This is a genomic window from Occallatibacter savannae, from assembly GCF_003131205.1.
GTDB lineage: Bacteria > Acidobacteriota > Terriglobia > Terriglobales > Acidobacteriaceae > Telmatobacter > Telmatobacter savannae.
Window position 1 is genome coordinate 29,994 of sequence record NZ_QFFY01000007.1, and the last position, 17,986, is coordinate 47,979.

The 17,986-nt window shown below is 57.2% G+C and carries 11 protein-coding genes and 1 pseudogene; 3 read left to right on the plus strand and 9 right to left on the minus strand.

The genetic code is table 11. From position 1 onward, the window contains the following. Positions 1-10: 10 nt before the first annotated feature. The 9 genes and pseudogenes from DHV10_RS22750 to DHV10_RS22790 form a co-directional block, all read right to left on the minus strand. Positions 11-1,375, minus strand: a complete 1,365-nt coding sequence (locus DHV10_RS22750; RefSeq protein ID WP_109488725.1) for an O-antigen ligase family protein — start codon at positions 1,373-1,375, stop codon at positions 11-13. Positions 1,376-1,456: 81 nt separating this feature from the next. Then, positions 1,457-2,434, minus strand: a complete 978-nt coding sequence (locus DHV10_RS22755; protein ID WP_109488726.1) for a glycosyltransferase family 2 protein — start codon at positions 2,432-2,434, stop codon at positions 1,457-1,459. Then, the gene (locus DHV10_RS22760) at positions 2,418-3,578 is read right to left on the minus strand and encodes a glycosyltransferase family 9 protein (RefSeq protein ID WP_162601808.1); all 1,161 of its coding nucleotides are present in this window, start codon (positions 3,576-3,578) and stop codon (positions 2,418-2,420) included. Before DHV10_RS22760 ends, DHV10_RS22755 begins: the two co-directional genes overlap by 17 nt. Positions 3,579-4,303: 725 nt before the next feature. Beyond that, complete coding sequence (locus DHV10_RS22770; protein ID WP_239461992.1) at positions 4,304-5,203, minus strand: GNVR domain-containing protein; 900 nt, start codon at positions 5,201-5,203, stop codon at positions 4,304-4,306. 3 nt (positions 5,204-5,206) lie between these two features. Next, positions 5,207-5,590 (minus strand): annotated as a pseudogene (locus DHV10_RS28425) (Wzz/FepE/Etk N-terminal domain-containing protein); the annotation flags it as partial. Positions 5,591-5,676: 86 nt separating this feature from the next. Then, the gene (locus tag DHV10_RS22775; protein ID WP_109488730.1) at positions 5,677-6,558 is read right to left on the minus strand and encodes a sugar transferase; all 882 of its coding nucleotides are present in this window, start codon (positions 6,556-6,558) and stop codon (positions 5,677-5,679) included. A gap of 555 nt (positions 6,559-7,113) precedes the next feature. After that, a complete protein-coding gene (locus tag DHV10_RS22780; RefSeq protein ID WP_162601809.1) occupies positions 7,114-9,555 on the minus strand; it encodes an SLBB domain-containing protein in 2,442 nt (813 codons plus the stop codon). Positions 9,556-10,259: 704 nt separating this feature from the next. Continuing rightward, entirely contained in the window at positions 10,260-11,720 is a 1,461-nt protein-coding gene (locus DHV10_RS22785) for a glycoside hydrolase family 27 protein (protein ID WP_162601810.1), read from the minus strand. Positions 11,721-11,828: 108 nt separating this feature from the next. Beyond that, complete coding sequence (locus tag DHV10_RS22790) at positions 11,829-13,073, minus strand: serine hydrolase domain-containing protein (RefSeq protein WP_109488733.1); 1,245 nt, start codon at positions 13,071-13,073, stop codon at positions 11,829-11,831. A gap of 489 nt (positions 13,074-13,562) precedes the next feature. On the opposite strand from DHV10_RS22790, the gene DHV10_RS22795 reads away from it, so the two are divergent. From DHV10_RS22795 to DHV10_RS22805, 3 genes are all read left to right on the plus strand, one after another. Further along, complete coding sequence (locus tag DHV10_RS22795; protein WP_109488734.1) at positions 13,563-14,420, plus strand: FHA domain-containing protein; 858 nt, start codon at positions 13,563-13,565, stop codon at positions 14,418-14,420. Between the two features lie 98 nt (positions 14,421-14,518). Next, positions 14,519-16,066: a protein phosphatase 2C domain-containing protein gene (locus DHV10_RS22800; protein ID WP_109488735.1), complete on the plus strand. Its 1,548-nt coding sequence runs from the start codon at positions 14,519-14,521 to the stop codon at positions 16,064-16,066. After that, a complete protein-coding gene (locus tag DHV10_RS22805; RefSeq protein ID WP_109488736.1) occupies positions 16,063-17,976 on the plus strand; it encodes a serine/threonine-protein kinase in 1,914 nt (637 codons plus the stop codon). The genes DHV10_RS22800 and DHV10_RS22805 overlap by 4 nt, the downstream gene beginning before the upstream one ends. Positions 17,977-17,986: the final 10 nt, after the last annotated feature.

Genomic DNA, 17,986 nt, shown 5'->3' on the forward strand with positions numbered 1-17,986 from the left:
AACCCTATCCTCACGTCAGTACAATGGCTCCGCCCAGGTGATTGGGAATCGTATGCGGTGGCGCAGCTGGCATCGCGGCCCAATCCTCATGATCGATCGCGGCAAAAATTGCGAGCAGCGTGCCAAAAGCCGCGCCGAACTCCGTACTCCCGATGAAGAAGAAGTCAACCATCCCGTGAATGAGCACAGATAGCATCCCTGCTAACGCCGCGTAAGATACCGCATAGGCTACAGAGTGAGCGGGAAACTGTTTGAGATTTCTGGCTGCCCTTCGAAAGATATGCCCGCTCAACACAACGAAGCTCGCGAATCCGATCACGCCAGTCTCGGTGAGGAGTTGCAGATAAAGGTTGTGAACATCTACCTTGCCGGGATCCTCAGCCACGGCCTCTGGATCATAACTTTCCCTGAAGTTGCCAACGCCAATACCAGTGACCGGGTGCGACAGGAACATCTGTCCCGCTTCCGCCCAGAGTAAATACCGCGTGGCCACCGACTCTTGTTCATCTACGTGCGTTAAACGTGGAGAAATGACTCCCGCAAGTAGGACCAAAGTAGGCAGTCCGACTGCAGTTGCGGCCACGGCAACGATACGCGTACGCCTCTCGCGCGAAAAGCAGAGCACGGCCAGAAGACAACTGCCCGTGACGGATAAGGCCGCACCCCGACTGCCGCTCAGGATCACGGAAGCAAAGCCGGCGATAATGACTGCCCAGTGAAAGAGCCGTGCTGCGGACCGGTGCGGAGCAAGGTATAGCAGCGAGATTTCAAAAGGAAGCAACAGCCCCATGAATCCGCCGAAAGCATTGGTGCCCGAGTTGAGGAATGAGGGTGGACGCCCCAGCCACTCCGCGTAAGGCGGCGCGTTGTGAAGGAAGTCGAAGAGCGGCGTATAGCTGTCGCTAGCCACTTGCACCAGCGCGAACAGCGCGCAGGCGAAGATCATGGTCGACAGCACCCAGGAGGCGTGACGGAATCTCGCAGCATTCCAACGGAAGGTGCGATATACAAAGTAGACCGCAACGTACGATGCCATTCGAAGAATGCTTCTCTCAGCCCATAGCGAGTAGTGTCCTGAGATAACGAGCGACAAGAACATCGCACCAAGCCAAACCAGCAGCAGGCGCGAAAGGGGATCGCCCAGAAAGATCCTGCGCAACGGTACCCGACGAAGCACGCAGAAGAGAACAGTTCCTGCCCCTGCAGCAAAGCGCAGCAGGGCTTGGGCCTCCCGATACGGTAATCCCTCTGGCAGCAACGTGTTGACGGGCATGTACGCGATCAGCAGATAGTAGATGACTGCCGCATCACCGGCTACCAGCAGCGCGACAAAGAGCAGGATCAATACAAAAATTGCAGTGCTCAAGAGGATCATGGCTGGCAATCTGCGGATACTGGAGTATAGCACTTCATATATTTGCAGCCCGCTGCCAGGAATCTACTTCCTGCAACGTAATCACCACGAGGAGACTACGCTTTTCCGAGCCTCCCGCACAGAAGAGCGGTAGAGTTGGAGACCTTCGCGCCAGCCGCGCAGTCGTTTCGCGGCGACATCTCTGCGGCTCGGCACAAGCAGGTTAAGAAAGTAATAGCATCCGTAAGCAACCCGAAAAATCCAAGCAGCGATCCGGTTCACATTCTTGTAGAGGAAGTAGGCCATGTTGCGAGCGCCGTAATGGATGCTGAAGTCCGATTGCTTGCCGCCCGTAAGACTACCGACCTTGTGCCATAGAGTGGCTTCACAGACATACCATAAGGAAACACCGGCTTTCTTCGCGCGCCACATCCAGTCGGCGTCATCCCAATATACGAAGTAACGCTCGTCCATGAGTCCGACCCGGCGAAACACCTCGGTTTTGACTAACACACAGCAGGTCGGTGAGTATTCGATTCGTCGATCGCTTTTGAATTGGCCGCTGTCGCGAACTCCACCTCCCGAATGGATCGACTTATAACCGGTCCACCGATTGAAAGCTCCGCCCGCACACCATACCATATCTGGCGGGTCCGCGAAATAAACCATCGGAGTTACCATATCGGCGTTATGACGCTCGAGACCCTGCAGCAGACGCACGAACATCTCGGGATTAAATACGACGTCGTTGTTGAGCAGCAGGATGGAATCGCAGCCCGCCTGCATTGCGGCTCTAATGCCGATGTTGTTCCCTTCGGCAACACCGAGATTCCGCTCGTTACGGATGGTCACATAGTGAACCCCGCGCTGGGCACATAGATCGGCAGAACCATCGCTCGAGGCGTTATCCACGCAGTAAACCACAAAGTTTGTATGCGTCTGTGCTTCGAGGGACGCGAAGAAGTCGGGCAACACCGCTGCGCTCTGGTACAGAACCGTGACTACACCGATCTTATGGGTCTCGGCTGCGTATGCCGGAGAATCAGCCCGACCCGGTGACGTGCTAATTTCCGCCGGCATAGTTTTGCGTCTTGGCTCTCCTTGATGCCTGCCTGCTTGCGCTGAGTTGTTCTGCAGCGATGGAGTACACGGCTTGGGGCGACAGACCGGTCATGCATTCGCGGGTCTCCCGCCAGCAAACAGGCATTTTGCCACCATTCCACTGGCCCGTAACCGCGATCTGCTCGCTGAGCCAGCAAGGCGAGCACTTAGTTCCTGACCAAGCTATCCTGTGTTGCGGGCCGACAGGTCCGCTATGGCCCGGATGCGTGGGGCCGAACACAGCCAGTGTGGGAGTGTCCACCGCAACCGAGATATGCATCGGCCCTGAATCGCCTGCTACGACCAGATCGCAAAGGCTCACCAATGCGGCAAACTGCGGAATCGGCATCAGAGGCGCAATCAGAAACAGCTTCTCGTGCATGGCCTTTACAGTCGCATCGATCGCTGGCTCATCCCCTGGCCCGCGGAAGATCACAACCTGCGCGCTTTGTTCCCGGATAAGCATGTCCGCGAGTTGAGCGAAATGCTCCGCGGGCCAGCGGCGCACGGGGGTAAACGCCTTGGCGGATTTAGCATCTACGGGAGCACCAGCATAATCAGAGTTGCCGACCGCCTCAGCCCCTCCTACATGCAGTCCGATTAGTGCGCGAGCTGGATCATACTTCGAGGCCTCCAGCATCCGCGTGCACGCTGCAGTGTCCTCATCTCGAATGACCAGACCCGATCGCCTCATCTCAACGGGACTGCCGAACAGTTCCACCAGTTTGAACGCCTCTTCGATCTGTGGTCTGCTGGGCTGAAACGGAACTCCGTGAGTCAACGCAAACCCATGGTTTTTCCAGTAATAGCCGATGCGCGTTGGAATGCCGCACAGCCATGCCAAAGCGGGGCCGGCAAAAAAACGATGGTGAATGAATGCGGTGTCGAATCGTTCTCTCCGCAGACGAAGAACCAGCTTCAGCCAGTCGCCCCACGCCTTGGGCACCGGCAGCACTTCGTCAACGTAGGGACACATCGTTGCCAGGCCCATTGCCTGTTTCCCAGTGAGCAAATGCACGCTCGCTTGTGGGAACTTGGCTTTCAGAGCGCGCGCGAGATAAGTCAGCATCACCAGGTCCCCTACCCCGCCACGCCGCACAAGGAGGATCTTATCAACTGGCATGTTGAGGCTTGCTCGCCGATTAAACATCCGACACACGCCAAAGGCGACCGTGCCTGCAAAGCAGATCGCGTCGATCACTAGTTCACGTACGCGCTCTGATGTCGTCAGAGGCGGAAGCTTAAAAGGGACCTGTGACCAGTCGGTATACACGCGTAATTCATGTTCTGGACCTGTAGTGCGATCCTGAGGTATTGCTCGCTCTGCACTGCCTGGAGGTAAACCGCGCGTATATCGTCCGGCTTCAGCTGGAAAACTGCTCTGCATAACTCGGTGAGGTACTAGGACTTTAGACGACCTCTGTCGACAATTTTTATACGTAGATCACTAGTATACAACAAATGACTCTGCTTCCGAAACGCGAAGGTACACTCGCGTATACATAGAAGTCTCCATTCAACTCGCGTCAGCCGTGCGAGTCGGAAATCCTGAGTTGCGGGATTTCTGCGCCAGCGCGGTCCTCTGGAACTCCGCTATCTATAAAGTACCCAAAGGTCCTGAAACCGAGTGGGCGCAATTCTTCGATATTCGGGGCCAAAAAATCAGTCTCGAACGAAAAGCTATCGAGCAGATTACGTGAATCGAAAAGCGTACGTTCCACACGGTAGACTCCGGCATTCATCCCATGCCTGGCCCGTTCGCGGATTTCTCGCCCACACAGATTACATGATGCGGAATATCAGTCCTAAAACCGACGGATCGTGCAACGTCGTTAACTCTACAATGCGCTATGACCTAGGGAGATAACCTGGCTGTTTACGATGAAACGCCGCGAGGAACCTCCTCAGCCCGGGCCCGCTTTCGGAACTCGCGAGAATTGAGTCAAATATCCCGCGCGCAACCACAATGAAACTGCCGAGAAGAAATCCGATGACAACCGAACACAACACCATGATGGTTCGCATTGGAAAAGATTTCTTATCCGGAGGAACGGCCGCATCTATAACTTGAATAACTGCGCCCTGCCTGGCTTCGTCGAGTTTGGCAGCTTCGAACTGCCGTGCCAGAATCTCAAAGATTGCCTCATAGTACTTCACGTCACGAAGTTTTCGTACGTATTCGAGACCGGCCTGCGGAACCCGTCCTTTGGGGACCAAAAGACTTGCATCGACGTTGTCACCGTTGCCACCCAGTTTGGCAAGCTGCGCGCGCAAGCTCTGCAGTTCTTGGTTCGCCTGAACAAGCTGAGAGTTCTCATCGGTCGCGAATGTTCGCATCGACTGAATCTGAACTTCCTTTGCTACGATTTGCGCGCGCAAACCAGCTGCTGTCTCAATGAGCGCGCGAGCTTGGTTGTCCAGTTGAATCAGACCTGTCTTCTGCTCCGTATCCTTCAGGCTCTCTTCTGCCGAGGCCAGGTTGTCCTTCGCTTGAAGAAGTTGTTGCTCCAGGAACGCACGGCGTTGTGACGCTTCCGTGATTGCAAGGTGCTTAGAGAGTTCGCGAAACTCATCCACGTACGCATTTGCCATCGTCGCTGCGCGGGTTGCATCCCGGTCCTCGAAGGAGATGTGAATCAAACCGTCCTTGCCGCTCCCGTCAACCTTTGCATGACGCTCGAACGCTTTACGCGCGTCCGTGAAATTATGAGACCGATAACGCTCTAAGAGCCCGAACCGTTGAATCATGGCATCCTCGACTGTCCGGCTTCGGAGCATGGCAACGTACATGTCATTCGGGTTCTTCAGTCCGAGCCCTCCCCCGGCCACGCTGGCGAGACTCCCCAGGCTGCCCATTTGGGCTGCCAGAGCTGCGCTAAGAGAGGAGCCCTGCTGCGGAGGCATAAGAGTCACACTGGCGGTGTACCAATTAGGCAGCAAGAGCGATACAACAGCGGTGAGCGCGACAACGATGCTGGTCACAATCGATACGAAGCGGCGCTGCTCAGCTATTGTAGTGGCAAGGTCAATAATTGAAGTCGGTTCCGAGTACGCAGAGTCGTTTCCGAGCCGCTCATCGTGGGAAGCAACTGAACCGGCATTAGATTCCTCGACGGAGAGCGATTCAAAAGACATGGAAACTCGATATGGGAGACTTTAGTTCGTCCCAGTTAGTTTAAGCCAAGCCACAGGGCCAATTCTCCGAGTCGCATTCTCCTCACTCAATCTCCAATAGCCAGTTTGCAGTCAGATTCAGCACAGGCATCGCATCTCGGCTCAATAGACACTCGATTCCTGGTATTCGTCAACCTGCTAGCTGCCGTTGGCGCGGAGAACTCGTCGTGCGTTTTCCGAAACGACACGGGTATCTGAGCCGGCACCAGAGACACGCGAAACGTCCTGAAAACCAGTGCCAGGTCGCTCCACAGTGTCGCCCCTCGCATGTAGCGAAAATCGATCCGCTCTTTCAGCGGCTTGATGCGCTTGAGATAGAACTGATCCAGTTCGCTCGGATGCACCTGCTTCAGAATCTCTTCTTCGCATCGAAACGCAAGCGTCGCAGCGCCGGTGATGCCCGGTCTGAATTGAACGCTCAGCTGCTCCGCATACTGTGGAAGCTTCGGCCGGGGACCAACCAGGCTCATGTCCCCTCGCAGCACGTTGTAGAACTGCGGAAGCTCATCGAGCTTGAACTTGCGCAACCATCGGCCCATCGATGTGATCCGGTGATCGCCGTCGCGGGTCAGACTGGCACACTTGTCTGTTGAGGCGGTCATGCTCCGGAACTTGTAGATGCGAAACAGCCGTCCGTTCAAGCCCACGCGCTCCTGAACAAACAGAGCAGGACCCTCTGAGGTCCACCGGATGAGAAGTGCGATCAGAAGCATCGGAACGGCGAAAACCGTTAGGACCAGAACTGCCACGACGACGTCGAGAGTTCGCTTCGCCGCAGAGAGGCTCCACCGCTTTTCGTCGATGGTGGAACTTTTCCGATCCACCGATGTGCGGGGGACCTGAAACAAGTCGCGAGGTTGGGTAATGCCGATTGAAGTAAATGAATCAGAGGTGGTGGGGACAACCGCTGTATTCGTCTGCCTGCGCATCTACCCAGATCCCTTCTGTATGCGACCCGAATTAACCCTGGTGATAAATCCTTCCGCCCACTCACACTGCGATTAGCTCGAGGTTCGGACTAGGAACTTCAAAATTTTGACGTCATTGAAAGTTTGCACTGTTAGTTCAGTCGTGAAGAACTCGGTCCCGTGAAGCGGCTTCGGCTCTTCTTGGCCGGTTCACTGCTCGCCTGATTGAAACCGAAGTAGACACAGAACTTCGGAGCGATCCTTATCGACGAGCATCTTGCTGAAGCGAGTACTTAGCGAAAGGATACCAGAGGTTTAGAAAAGTAACTGCGAGTTTCTTGACTGAGGTAACTACTGTTGAACCGGGTCTCGCCCGAAGGAGTACGCAACTACCTGAAAAAACAGGGGCTTCCTTCGCTACGGCTCGCTCCGTCTGATATTAATCCTCAGTTAAAAGCGGCGGGCTGCTGGCTATCAGGGCGGAGTCACTTTGACTCCGGTCCCCCAGCCCCTTCCCACCCTCATCATCTCCGCGAAAATTGGGTCTAGACTCGGCCTTTGACAGCCCATTTACCCCTACCGGATGACGCTGATCGAAGCCGCCCCCAGCGCAAACTGCGAGAACAGCTGAGACCACTCCATTACCCCGCGCAGAACAGACGGTCGGAACGTCTTCTCTGGGATAACGATCGTGTCACCCGGGTAGATTCTCAGGGAGTCGAAGTCGCTCCTCCAAGCAGACTTCGTCGCATCGTAGCCGACCACTTCCCCGCTGGCTCTGATAACGAAGGAGCGTTTGCGATCCGCGTCTCGGGTCAACCCGCCCGCCTTCTTGAGGTAAGTTCCCACGATGTCGCGATTCGTATGCGAGAAGAGGAACGAATTCTGGTCGTTGACTGCGCCAACCACGTTCACCGTCGCCGGAACCGAGGGCAGAATGAAGCGGTCTCCATCTTCAAGCGGCAGCTTCGGAATCACTCCGATCCCGCTGCTCGACGGCTTGAATTCCAGCACGACCCGGCCAGATGCGCGAATCTGCCGCAACCTGGTCAGCAACTCACGCTCGCTTGCCTGCGCCGCCGACGCACTCGCAATATCTGGTGCCGACGCTACTCCCGAAGCAGATGCAGCCAATGTATTGCGCTGGATGCGCAAATCCAGACTCTGCACGTACTCGTCGATCCTCACCTGCTGAAGAACGCGTGTCGACTCACGGGTAAACTCCGCGCCGTAAAGGTACGCATTGGGGGTCAGCCCACCGGCACGCGAAACCAACTCCTGAAGAGTCTCCCCGGGGTGCACAGAATAGATTCCGGCGTGGAGAAACTCGCCTTCGAGCTTCACAAATTTCGTCTGCTGCGAGATGGGCAGCCGGATATCGGCTTCTGAAAAGATTGAAACAATATCGCCCGACTGCAGTTCGAGATCCTGGTTCGCATCGTGATCCAAAACGAGCTTGCCAAGATCGAAAGGAATGATGCTGGTCTTCAGGGTCTTCGGATCCAGCCTGAGAATATCGGCATAATCCCAATCGATTTCCGGAATGGGCCGCAGAATCTCTGTATGCTCTACGCCGCGTTGTAATCGGTCTGTCGGTTGCTGCGCGCCGAGAGAACTGCTCGCACCGCGCTGGTCCGCCGGCAGGACGCGACGATCTTGCGTCTGCGACTCGTACTGACCACGATTCTGCGAATCATCGGAGTAGTATTGCGTGTTCGGTTGATCACTCTGATTCGTCTGACCTGTCTGGTTCGCCTGATCCATCTGCCTGCGAATCGACCGCGGCTCGCTGTCAACGGGCTGCCTCAGCTTTGAGAAGCCCGCCATCGGTTCGAACTCCAGCGAGGGCAATCCAAGTTGCGCACGCTTCCACCAGTAATCGCGGGCAACAAGCGATTCTTTATCAGGGATCAATTCGCTGAGCTTCATACCCGGATGCCATGCGAAATGCCCCGGATTAGCCACGCTGCCGCGCAACGTCACCGTCTCGTTGTAAGTGGGCACAATCGAGAAAACTCGAATCACATCTCCATCGGCTAAAGCTGTCCCCAGCCCGTTCTTGTCGTATGCAACCTCCATTGCATGCCGTTCGCGATGGTCCTCGATTCGCTCGATCGAGATGCGCGCCTTCGATGCAGTCGCAGAAACGCCGCCCGCATCCGCCAGCAGATCGGCCATCGTCTCCTGATCGCGTAATTCGTAAATCGCGGGATTCCGCACATTGCCGGTAGCTGCCGCCTGCGGACCCACTGGCGGAATGTAGATCACGTCACCGGCGAGGATCTTCACGTCCTTCGACTTGTCGCCGTGAATGAGGAACCCATATAGGTCCAGCTCCGCGACCGTCTCCGCTCCGCGTCGCAACTGAATATGACGCAGTGAGCCCTGAACCGACGGTCCGCCACTCGCGAAGATCGCATCCACCAGCGTACTCAAGGAGCTGATCGTGTAGACACCCGGTCTCCGCGCCTCGCCCGCCACATACACTTGAATCGCCCGGATCTTGCCGATGTCGCCGACAACATCAAAATTCTTGTAAACACGTCCGATCGCCGCGCGAAGCCGATTGTTCAGTTCCGAGTAAGGAACCCCGGCGACCTGAACCGGCCCAACCTGCGATAGGGGTATGTAGATGTCTCCGGTCCGATCGACCCGTGTATTCGCTTGGAAGTTGACCTGACCCCATACTCTGATCCGAAGTTCATCGCCCGGCCCGATCACGTAATCCGGTGGTACGGGCGCCATGTCCAATGGTGAAAAGGTAGTCGGAACATTGCGGAAAAGCTTCGCTCCGTATATCGGCAGAACCTGCCCCGTCGTGGACGCAATGAACTTCTGGAATTCGGTCAGGGGTTCAGGTTGCAGCGGCTCCCGTTGCAGCGCACCCGTCTGCAAATTCCGGTTATTCGAGGTCGACTGTGGCTCGGTGTCGGAGTAAGTTGGAACCACCCCGCGTGTCTGGTCGGCAGTGTTCACTCCCGGGATCGGAGTCCGCTGCTGTTGCCCGCCCTGCAGCATACTTCCCTGGCTCTGACTCGAACACTCCGGCGAAGAAGCTGCCTCGAGAGGATCGGAGCAATCAACTCCGCTTCGAGTCCGCTGGCCGTTGTCCGTCGAGCTCCCTGGAAGCTGTTGCGCGGCTGAGAAAGATGCTACGAGCGTACCGAAAAGTAAAGGTCCGATCTGCTTGAACACGAGGGTACGCAACACAAGACCGATGTGGCTCCTGCCGCCCGCATCGGCTCCGGCTGCCACGCCAGAGCTCTTAAATTTCATATTCCGCAAGTTTAACATGTGTAATGTTTCGAAATCGCAGAGCAAATTGACCTTACAGGTTCGCCCTCCACACTTGCCCTGATCCCCGTCACAACGCAGCCAAACGCCCATCCCGACACAACTCCGGATCGCGCCTGAGAGAGCTCGCCTTTGGCTCCAGCACCTGCAGAAATGGATCCCTGATTATGATCTCTACATGCGAATAGGACTTCAGATCGCAGCGATAGCGGTTTGCGGAGTTGCGAGTGCCTTTGGGCAGTCTGCTAAGCCGCTGGAGTTTGAAGTCGCCGCGGTGAGAGCAAACAAAACAGGACCACGCGGAGGAGGGATCACGGCCATCGGCGGCGGTCGATTCACGGCAACCAACAGCACGTCGACCGGCCTTCCGAAAATTAGGCCCAGGTTAGATTAGTCGTAACAGGCTGCATCACACTCGCTACCCCTCATCACCAAGCCTGCACTTTCAGTCTGCTGACCGTCACAGGTCTCCCTTCGAAAGAGAGGTCGGCAGTTCCGCGGGGCAGAATGAGACCGATTGTGCCCGTGTCCGAACCGGTCGTGGGCGGCAGAGCAACCGCCGTAAACAGGCCTGATGTGCTTTTTACCCTTGTTACCACAACGTGGCTGGACCTGTTCGCGTACTCGAGGCGCGCGAAAGTCGGCCCTCCCGTCGCCTGAATTCCTGCAAAGCTATCGTTATTCGCCGAATACTCTGCAGCGAGTTTGTCCTCCCCATCTGCGAGCATCAGCACAAGATCATGCGCCGGAACAGAGACCGCCGCATGAGTGACATCGACATCCCTTCCATTCCAGACATCCCGCAACGATCTTGGAGCGCCTTTCAGGCCGAGTTTCTCCCAATCAATCCGGATTTGCGCAGAGGTGTCTGTGCGATTCAGAATCCCGATTGCACGCCGTCCGGCAATCGCCATCGGTTTTACCCAGATCTGAACCCCAGGAGTGGTCTCATCCACTTTGATAGGCTGCAGTCCGAACGGATCATGATGGATCGCGAGCGCTTCTCGATTCGTCAGCAGCGATAGCGTGCTCGGAGAAAGCCGCGTCAGATCTGATCCGATCATCAGTGGAGCGCTGGAGATCGCCCACAGGCCCATGTGAGTTCGGTCGAGAGCCTCGGTCATGCCGCGCATACCCATCACCATCATGTCCAGGTCGTTGAAGTAGCCAGTGTGCTGAGCTTCGGGATGCATCCCTGTGTCGAACGAATCGAGTAGATTTCGTGCGGTGATAACACGCTTGTCATGCTCGGGATCATGCAGGCTCTCCACAATCGGCGGAATAATGTCTCCCCCGGTGCGCCAGATAGTGCTTTCGACATCTCCGACACCCGGACCCCAGTACCAGGGATTCTGGCTGCCCCACTCGCAGATCGAGAAAAACAGCTTCCTTCCAGTAGTCTTCTCAGCGTTCTGAATGGCGTGGGCGATCTGTGCATATTGGATCGCGCCCGAGCGCCTCTCCTTGGCGCCTCCACACCAGTCCACCTTGACGTAATCGAATCCCCATTTCGAAAACTGCAGGAAGTCCTGGTCATAATGACCCTCGCTTCCCGCGTTGAAGAGCTTTGGGCCAGAGTCCGGATACATGCTGCACCCATCACGGCCAGCGTCGGTGTAGATGCCGGCCTTCAAACCCAGGCTGTGGATATAGGAGGCGATGTTCGCCATGTCGCCGTCTTTCTGACCGGGCTGGATAGCAGGCCACTGCTTGGGATTGACGACGATGTTTCCTGCCGAATCGCGCTCTCCCAGCCACCATCCTTCATCGATGACCACGTACTCGTAGCCGGCTTCCTTCATGCCGTTCGACGCCATTGCTTTCGCCTGCTGCTGAACGATCTGAGAGTTCACAATATTGGCGAAACTGTTCCAGGAATTCCAGCCCATCGGGGCGGCGCCGAAGCATGCGGTAGCGGATAGTAGAAACAGCCATGAGGATCGCATCGCAACAACATACCATCCGACAGAGGGATGCGTTTCAGAACGTCGAATCTTCTATTGAGCTGCTGCTTTGTTCACGCTGGACTCGGCCATATTCAGGAACACTCGCGTCATTGTGTCAGCCCCACCATCAGCACGTTGAATGAGCATGATGGTTATCAGTTGATTGTTGGGGTCGATCCAGCCCTGAGTGCCGAATGCACCACCGTGCCCGTAACTGCCCACAGTGTGGCCGGCAAGTTCTCCCATCGGGTCGGTGACCACTTCCCAGGCAAGGCCATAGTCTGAACCTCGCATCCAACCCACCGGTCGAATCTCTGACGTATGCGGCTCTGTCATCAGGTGAACGGAGAAGGGTGACAGATAGCGATGCCCCTCGTAGACGCCGCCATTCAGCATCATCTGGTACAGGTGCAATAGATCTTCTGCGGTTGAGTAGAGTCCCCAGCCGGGAGCGGAAAACACGGATCCGGCGCGGTGTTTCGTAGGGTCGCCGCCGAGTATGGTTGCGGGAGCAGGCACCAGTTTGCCTTCCTTGCTGACGTAAACCATCGCTATGCGTGCAACCTTGTCCGAAGGAGGAAAGAAGAACGAATCCTTCATGCCCAGCGGACGCAGAATTCTCGCGGCGATAAAGTCTTCGTATTTCTGCCCGGAACATGCCTCGATGATGCGGCCCAGAATCTCTATCCCTGCGCTCGAATAACTCCAGGCAGTTCCGGGTTGGAACAACAATCGTTCCTTGGCGAGCTGCCGCACAACTTCGTCAAGCGGCACATTCATCGCGCTCTGATAGCTGCCGATCGCGGCGGGCGCGGAGTCGGTCATACCAGCGGTGTGCGTTAACAGGTCGCGAATTGTGATGGCATGCTCAGGCTCTGCGACACGTGCTGCATCCGGTCCGGTGTTTGTCCTGACCTGCAGGTTCTTGAACTCCGGCAGATACTGATCCACAGAATCGCGCAGCGATAGCTTGCCTTCTTCAGCAAGCATCATGATTCCGATCGCGGTCACGGGCTTGGTCATGGACATGATCTGGAAGATCGTATCCTTCTGCATCTTCCGATTGGCCTCGATGTCCGCCATACCCTGCGCATCGAACTCAACAACGTCCTTACCGTGCGCGACCAGCGTGACCACCCCTGCCACCGTCTTCTCGTCGACAAAGTGTTCCATGCGTTCCGGAATCTTCGAGAGTATGTCCTGATTGATGGCCGCCGTAGGCACGGACTGGGCGATGCAGATTGCATGCGCGAGAAAGATTGCGACAGGAATGACGGCGAAGCGGAAGCGCTCCATCAGAGTTGCTCCTCCAGGGATCTGCAGTAGGAATGGATCTGCAGTAGGAATTGTCAGAAGTGCAATGCGGGAGAATTATAAGGCTTCTGAACACTCGAACTTCCGCCTAGATCTCAACAGCGGCAAGGTGAAAAGGCTGAGCCAGGATTCTCCCTTCCGTCCCCGAACCTGAATCTCGATGGAAGTCTCCCGGCGAGCTCACAATGAACCCGGGCACTCCACGACCGACTTTACACGCGCGACGGTAAGTACAGCAGAAACAATGGCCTGCGAATGATCCGCCGCAAGCTCACGCCAGTCTCGATCATCCGAGAACCATACCGCCACGAAATGCGTACTCCTTAGTCTGGACGGCTCGCGGGCCGTCCGCGTAAGCGACGACCGGTCAACAGTCTTCGTGCATCTGATCGAAAGGTGAGTGGCTCCCTCCCCGACACACTGGGACGATCCACTCCCGGGTTTCAAACAAGTTTTTGGGGGGCATGCAGCGTGTCAGAGACTCCGGCGAGCCGGATAAACGGCGACGAAATCATCTCTGAGATCCTTCACAACGCGCAGGTTGGGCAATTCAGGCTCCGCTACACGACCCTCCTGCCCTGCAGATTCAACGTGTACCTCCAACCCGCTGACTACGAGTTAATCTCACCTGTCGCAGAGGTAATTCGCAGAGAGGCCAAACAGGCATTGACCGAACACCTCGAGAGCTTGAACAAGGTGCGGCGACAACCCCAGCTCATGCAGCGGCTAGGCATCGGCAAGCCTGGCGATTCCCCGAAATACAAGATCCAGGAGACAGACTGGAGCATCGATTTCCATCCCGCAGAGGATGACCGTCTGCGTCCGGGGGAGATCGAGATCTATTCAGACCTCGGTACCGCGCAAACTCCGGACTTCGGCTCGGGCGCGAAAACAACCTTTGTCACCCGCCGAGCGGAAGGCGAGAACTCTGGACGCTCCGAGAAGACCGGCGCGGTTGCTCGACCGCCTGTGCTCGCGACACTCCGATACAGCAACGGCGGCGGAGAAAAGGTCTTCGCCATCACCAAGGAAGAGATCGTCGTTGGTCGGGGCGGAAAGGCCGTCTGGGTCGACCTGAAGGTTGAGGGACTCCCCGACATCTCGCGAGAGCATTGCCGCATTCGGCACGATACCGCGAGCGGTCGCTTCTTCCTCAAGGATCTCAGCCAATTCGGAACCGCGGTCGATGGTGCCACCGTACCGCCCAGCATCGACCGCAGTGGAGGCGGCGCAGTCGATCGCAACCTCGAGGTTCCCCTACCCGCCACCGCGAATATCGCCTTGGCCGATGTGCTCGTCATGCACTTTGAGGCGAGACAGACGGAATGACCACAACGCTCTTCTATCTACGAATCCCGTTTCTGATCGTGTTAGTCCTCAGTGTCCTCGGTCTTGCCTGGGCGCTTTTCCGGCGGAGCAGGTAACACATGCCCCCACGACTGATCGCCGCCGGCCGTTCTGACACAGGTCGCACACGATCCAACAACGAAGACAGGGTCCTCGTGGATCTGCCGAAAGGCCTGTTCCTCGTCGTAGACGGCATGGGCGGACAAGCAGCTGGAGAACGCGCTGCCGAGGTGGCGGCCAGGATCATCGCCATGCGGCTCGCTCGCCAGACCGGCGACGCTGAAAAGAGAGTGCGCGAGGCGTTCGCGCTCGCCAGCACCGAAATCTACGATCTGGCAGCGCAGCAGCCAGAACTGAAAGGAATGGCTTGCGTCGCTACGCTTGCGCTGATTGAAGGTGACCGAGTTGTCGTAGGACATGTCGGAGATTCGCGCCTTTACCTGCTCGAACCCGCCAGCATCCGCAAGGTGACGAGCGATCACTCTCCCGTCGGCGAATTGGAAGACGCAGGCAAGCTCAGCGAAGAAGACGCGATGCGCCATCCGCGCAGAAGTCAGGTCTATCGCGATCTTGGCAGCGCACCCCACGCGCCCGACGATCCTGACTTCGTCGAAGTCCATTCGTTTGTTCTACCGGACTGTTCGGCGCTGCTTTTATGCTCCGACGGCCTGACGGACCAGGTTCCTGCGCAACAGATCCGACGTATCGTTGAACACCACGCCGCAGATCCGAATGCCGCAGCCCTCGCCTTGATCGAAGCCGCGAACGATGCAGGAGGCAAAGACAATGTATCGGCCATTCTCGTCGAGACGGCTCAGTACGCCGGAATCTCTGAGAAACGCAAGGTGCGGACATCTGCCAATTTCGGCTGGCTGTGGTTCCTCGCAGGCCTGCTCGTAGCCACAGCGTTGTTCGGCATATTGCGCCCCTACATCGAGCAGACCTCATCCGGCAATAAACTCAACCTCGGAACCGTACGGCGGCCTCATACCTGGTCGGTCGGCCCGGGCGGAATCAGCAGCATCGAAGAAGCGTTAGAGAAAGCCTCAACAGGTGACACCATCTCCGTCGCGCCGGGCGAGTACCACGAAGCTCTGCATCTGCGTAGCGGCGTCTCGCTCGTCAGTCTCGAAGTCTACGGCGCGAAGATCATCGCTCCCGGCGTGGCAGTCATCGGCGATTCTGTGCACGACGCGCGTTTCTCGGGATTTGAGATCCTCGGCCCCGGCGAGATCGGCATCCAGCTCGTGAACTCAGACGTTGAGCTTACAAACCTAAAAGTGACCGGGATGAGCAAGGCCGGAGTAGAAATCGACGGTGGCAAATCTTCACTTCAAGGATCGACCATCGAAGCAAACGGAGGTACCGGCGTCTACGTCCACGGCCTGACATCTGCCAATATCGACCACAACGTAATCCGCAACAATGGGCATGGTTCCGAGCCCCTCCCGGGATTGTTCGTCGGAGGTTCGGCTACTCCGCACCTCTGGGCAAATGTGATTGCGGGGAACGGCAAGGAGCAGGTATGGATCTCTCCCTTCTTCAACCAGGGCACCCTGCTGAAAGATAACGAAATCGCCCCTGCATCGAAACGCGGGGAGCTCAGCGTCAAAGTAGTCACACGATGAGCGTTCAGACTGCAGGCCGCTTCACACTCCTTCGCAAACTGCCCGCCGGTGGGATGGGCCGTGTGTTTGAGGCGGAGGACCCGGAGAGCGGTCGGCGCGTCGCTTTGAAGCTGATCGATCTCGGCGCCGACGCTGACAGCCAGGAGATCCTCCGGGCCGAGCGGCGCGGAGCGGAACTGCAGAAGCAGCTCTGCGCTCTCGACACTCGCGTGGCTCAGATTTATGAATTCGGCGAGATGCCGGGCTACTTCTACATCTCCATGGAGTACATCGAAGGCGAGGACATCTCCGAACTGATCAGGGGAAAAGGCCTGCCCCCAGAGTTCGCCATGCGCATCGCACAGGATGTGCTCGATGTACTGGACCACGCTCATCATCTGGCCGCGACCATTGACGGCCGCGCGACAAGCGGCATCGTGCACGGCGACGTAAAGCCTCGCAACATCCGCGTAACACCGGACGGCGGAATCAAGGTGCTGGACTTCGGAATTGCCAAGGCGCTCTCGGCAACGCGCAATTTCACTCAGAATGTGTTTGCAAGCGTTCAGTATTCATCGCCTGAACGACTGAGAACCGGTGAAGTCGACGTCAGCTCCGATCTTTGGGGAGTCGCGGTCGTTCTCTACGAAATCCTCGAGGGCCATCCGTATTTCGAGGCTGAGAACGGATCGAAGCTGGAGCACATGATCCGTGATTACCACCAGCTCCGGCCGATCCCAACCTCCTGGCCTGAGCCTCTGCGCGGAGTCGTAGCCCGCGCTCTGAGCCCCTACCCTGAGATCCGATTCTCCACTGCACGGGAATTTGCGCACGCCATCGAAGAGATTCGAACTGAATCGAAGCCCATCGACGAGAAGACCGTCCGAATCCAATCCGCCGCAGACCCCGAAGCCACCCGCCGAGTCTCGCAACAAACCGTCCGGACGCAAGCCGATCTTGCGACCGGCTCAACTGCGACAGCAGAGTCGGACGCCACGCGGAAGACCACGGCGACGGCGCCACCACGCTCAACCTCCACCGCGAGCTCCGGCTTCCGGCCCATCGTTGCGCCTGCGAAGCCAAGCAAACGTAGCTGGTTCAAAGATCTGTTTCGCGTTATCGCGCTTGTCGTGCTCGTGCTGTTCCTCGTACCCGTCTTCTACGCTGTGAACGAATACATGGTCTGGCGAAGTGCCGACCAGCTTGCCAGCGATCTCAAAAGCGAAAAGCAAAAAGACCTCGACGCGGCATGGCGCCGCTACTCCCAGCTCGCATCGCGGTCTCATGTTGGTATCAGCCTGTGGTCAGCCAGAGATGCGCTGAGCAATCGCTTGATGAACGACGTCGACCATGTGATTGCGAGGTATGAGGAGCCTGATCCGCCCCTCGTGCCGGAATCAGACTGGATGCGTGCACAGGCCGAGGCATCTCACGCCCTGCAGCTCGAACCCAACGACAAAGATATCCACGGCAAGCTCCGCCTGATCGACGGTCATCTCGCGCGTATACGGGGCACCGCGAGACACGACAGCAGGCTTCTCGAGGAGTCGCGGCAGGACTTCGAAGATGCAGCGAAGTATATGAAGAAGTCTCCAGATCCCTGGCTCGGCCTCGCACGACTCGACATCTACTCCTTCCACGATCTCGAGCACGGAGAGGCAGCCATCAAAGAAGCGGATCGAAGAGGGCATGAAATCGGCAAGCGAGAGACGGCGGAACTGGCTGACGGCTACCGCTATCAAGGCGAACGGGCCGTCGACCTCGGCAATAGCGCCAGAGATAGCTCCGACGCCCAACGGTATTACGAGATCGCCGACCAGAACCTGAACCATGCCCGGGAGTTGTACCAAAGCATCCTACCCTGGGCCGGTGCAGCGGCAAGCCTCCAGAGGGTAAACAAACTCCAGGCTCGTTTAACGAGCCGCCGATAGAGCGCAAGGA

What these genes read in the sequence shown, in the direction of transcription:
- DHV10_RS22750 (WP_109488725.1), bottom strand. Translation starts at nt 1,375, where the DNA reads ATGATCCTCTTGAGCACTGCAATTTTTGTATTGATCCTGCTCTTTGTC.
- DHV10_RS22755 (WP_109488726.1), bottom strand. Translation starts at nt 2,434, where the DNA reads ATGCCGGCGGAAATTAGCACGTCACCGGGTCGGGCTGATTCTCCGGCA.
- DHV10_RS22760 (WP_162601808.1), bottom strand. Translation starts at nt 3,578, where the DNA reads ATGCCAGTTGATAAGATCCTCCTTGTGCGGCGTGGCGGGGTAGGGGAC.
- DHV10_RS22770 (WP_239461992.1), bottom strand. Translation starts at nt 5,203, where the DNA reads ATGATTCAACGGTTCGGGCTCTTAGAGCGTTATCGGTCTCATAATTTC.
- DHV10_RS22775 (WP_109488730.1), bottom strand. Translation starts at nt 6,558, where the DNA reads ATGCGCAGGCAGACGAATACAGCGGTTGTCCCCACCACCTCTGATTCA.
- DHV10_RS22780 (WP_162601809.1), bottom strand. Translation starts at nt 9,555, where the DNA reads ATGCTGCAGGGCGGGCAACAGCAGCGGACTCCGATCCCGGGAGTGAAC.
- DHV10_RS22785 (WP_162601810.1), bottom strand. Translation starts at nt 11,720, where the DNA reads ATGGGCTGGAATTCCTGGAACAGTTTCGCCAATATTGTGAACTCTCAG.
- DHV10_RS22790 (WP_109488733.1), bottom strand. Translation starts at nt 13,073, where the DNA reads ATGGAGCGCTTCCGCTTCGCCGTCATTCCTGTCGCAATCTTTCTCGCG.
- DHV10_RS22800 (WP_109488735.1), top strand. Translation starts at nt 14,519, where the DNA reads ATGCCCCCACGACTGATCGCCGCCGGCCGTTCTGACACAGGTCGCACA.
- DHV10_RS22805 (WP_109488736.1), top strand. Translation starts at nt 16,063, where the DNA reads ATGAGCGTTCAGACTGCAGGCCGCTTCACACTCCTTCGCAAACTGCCC.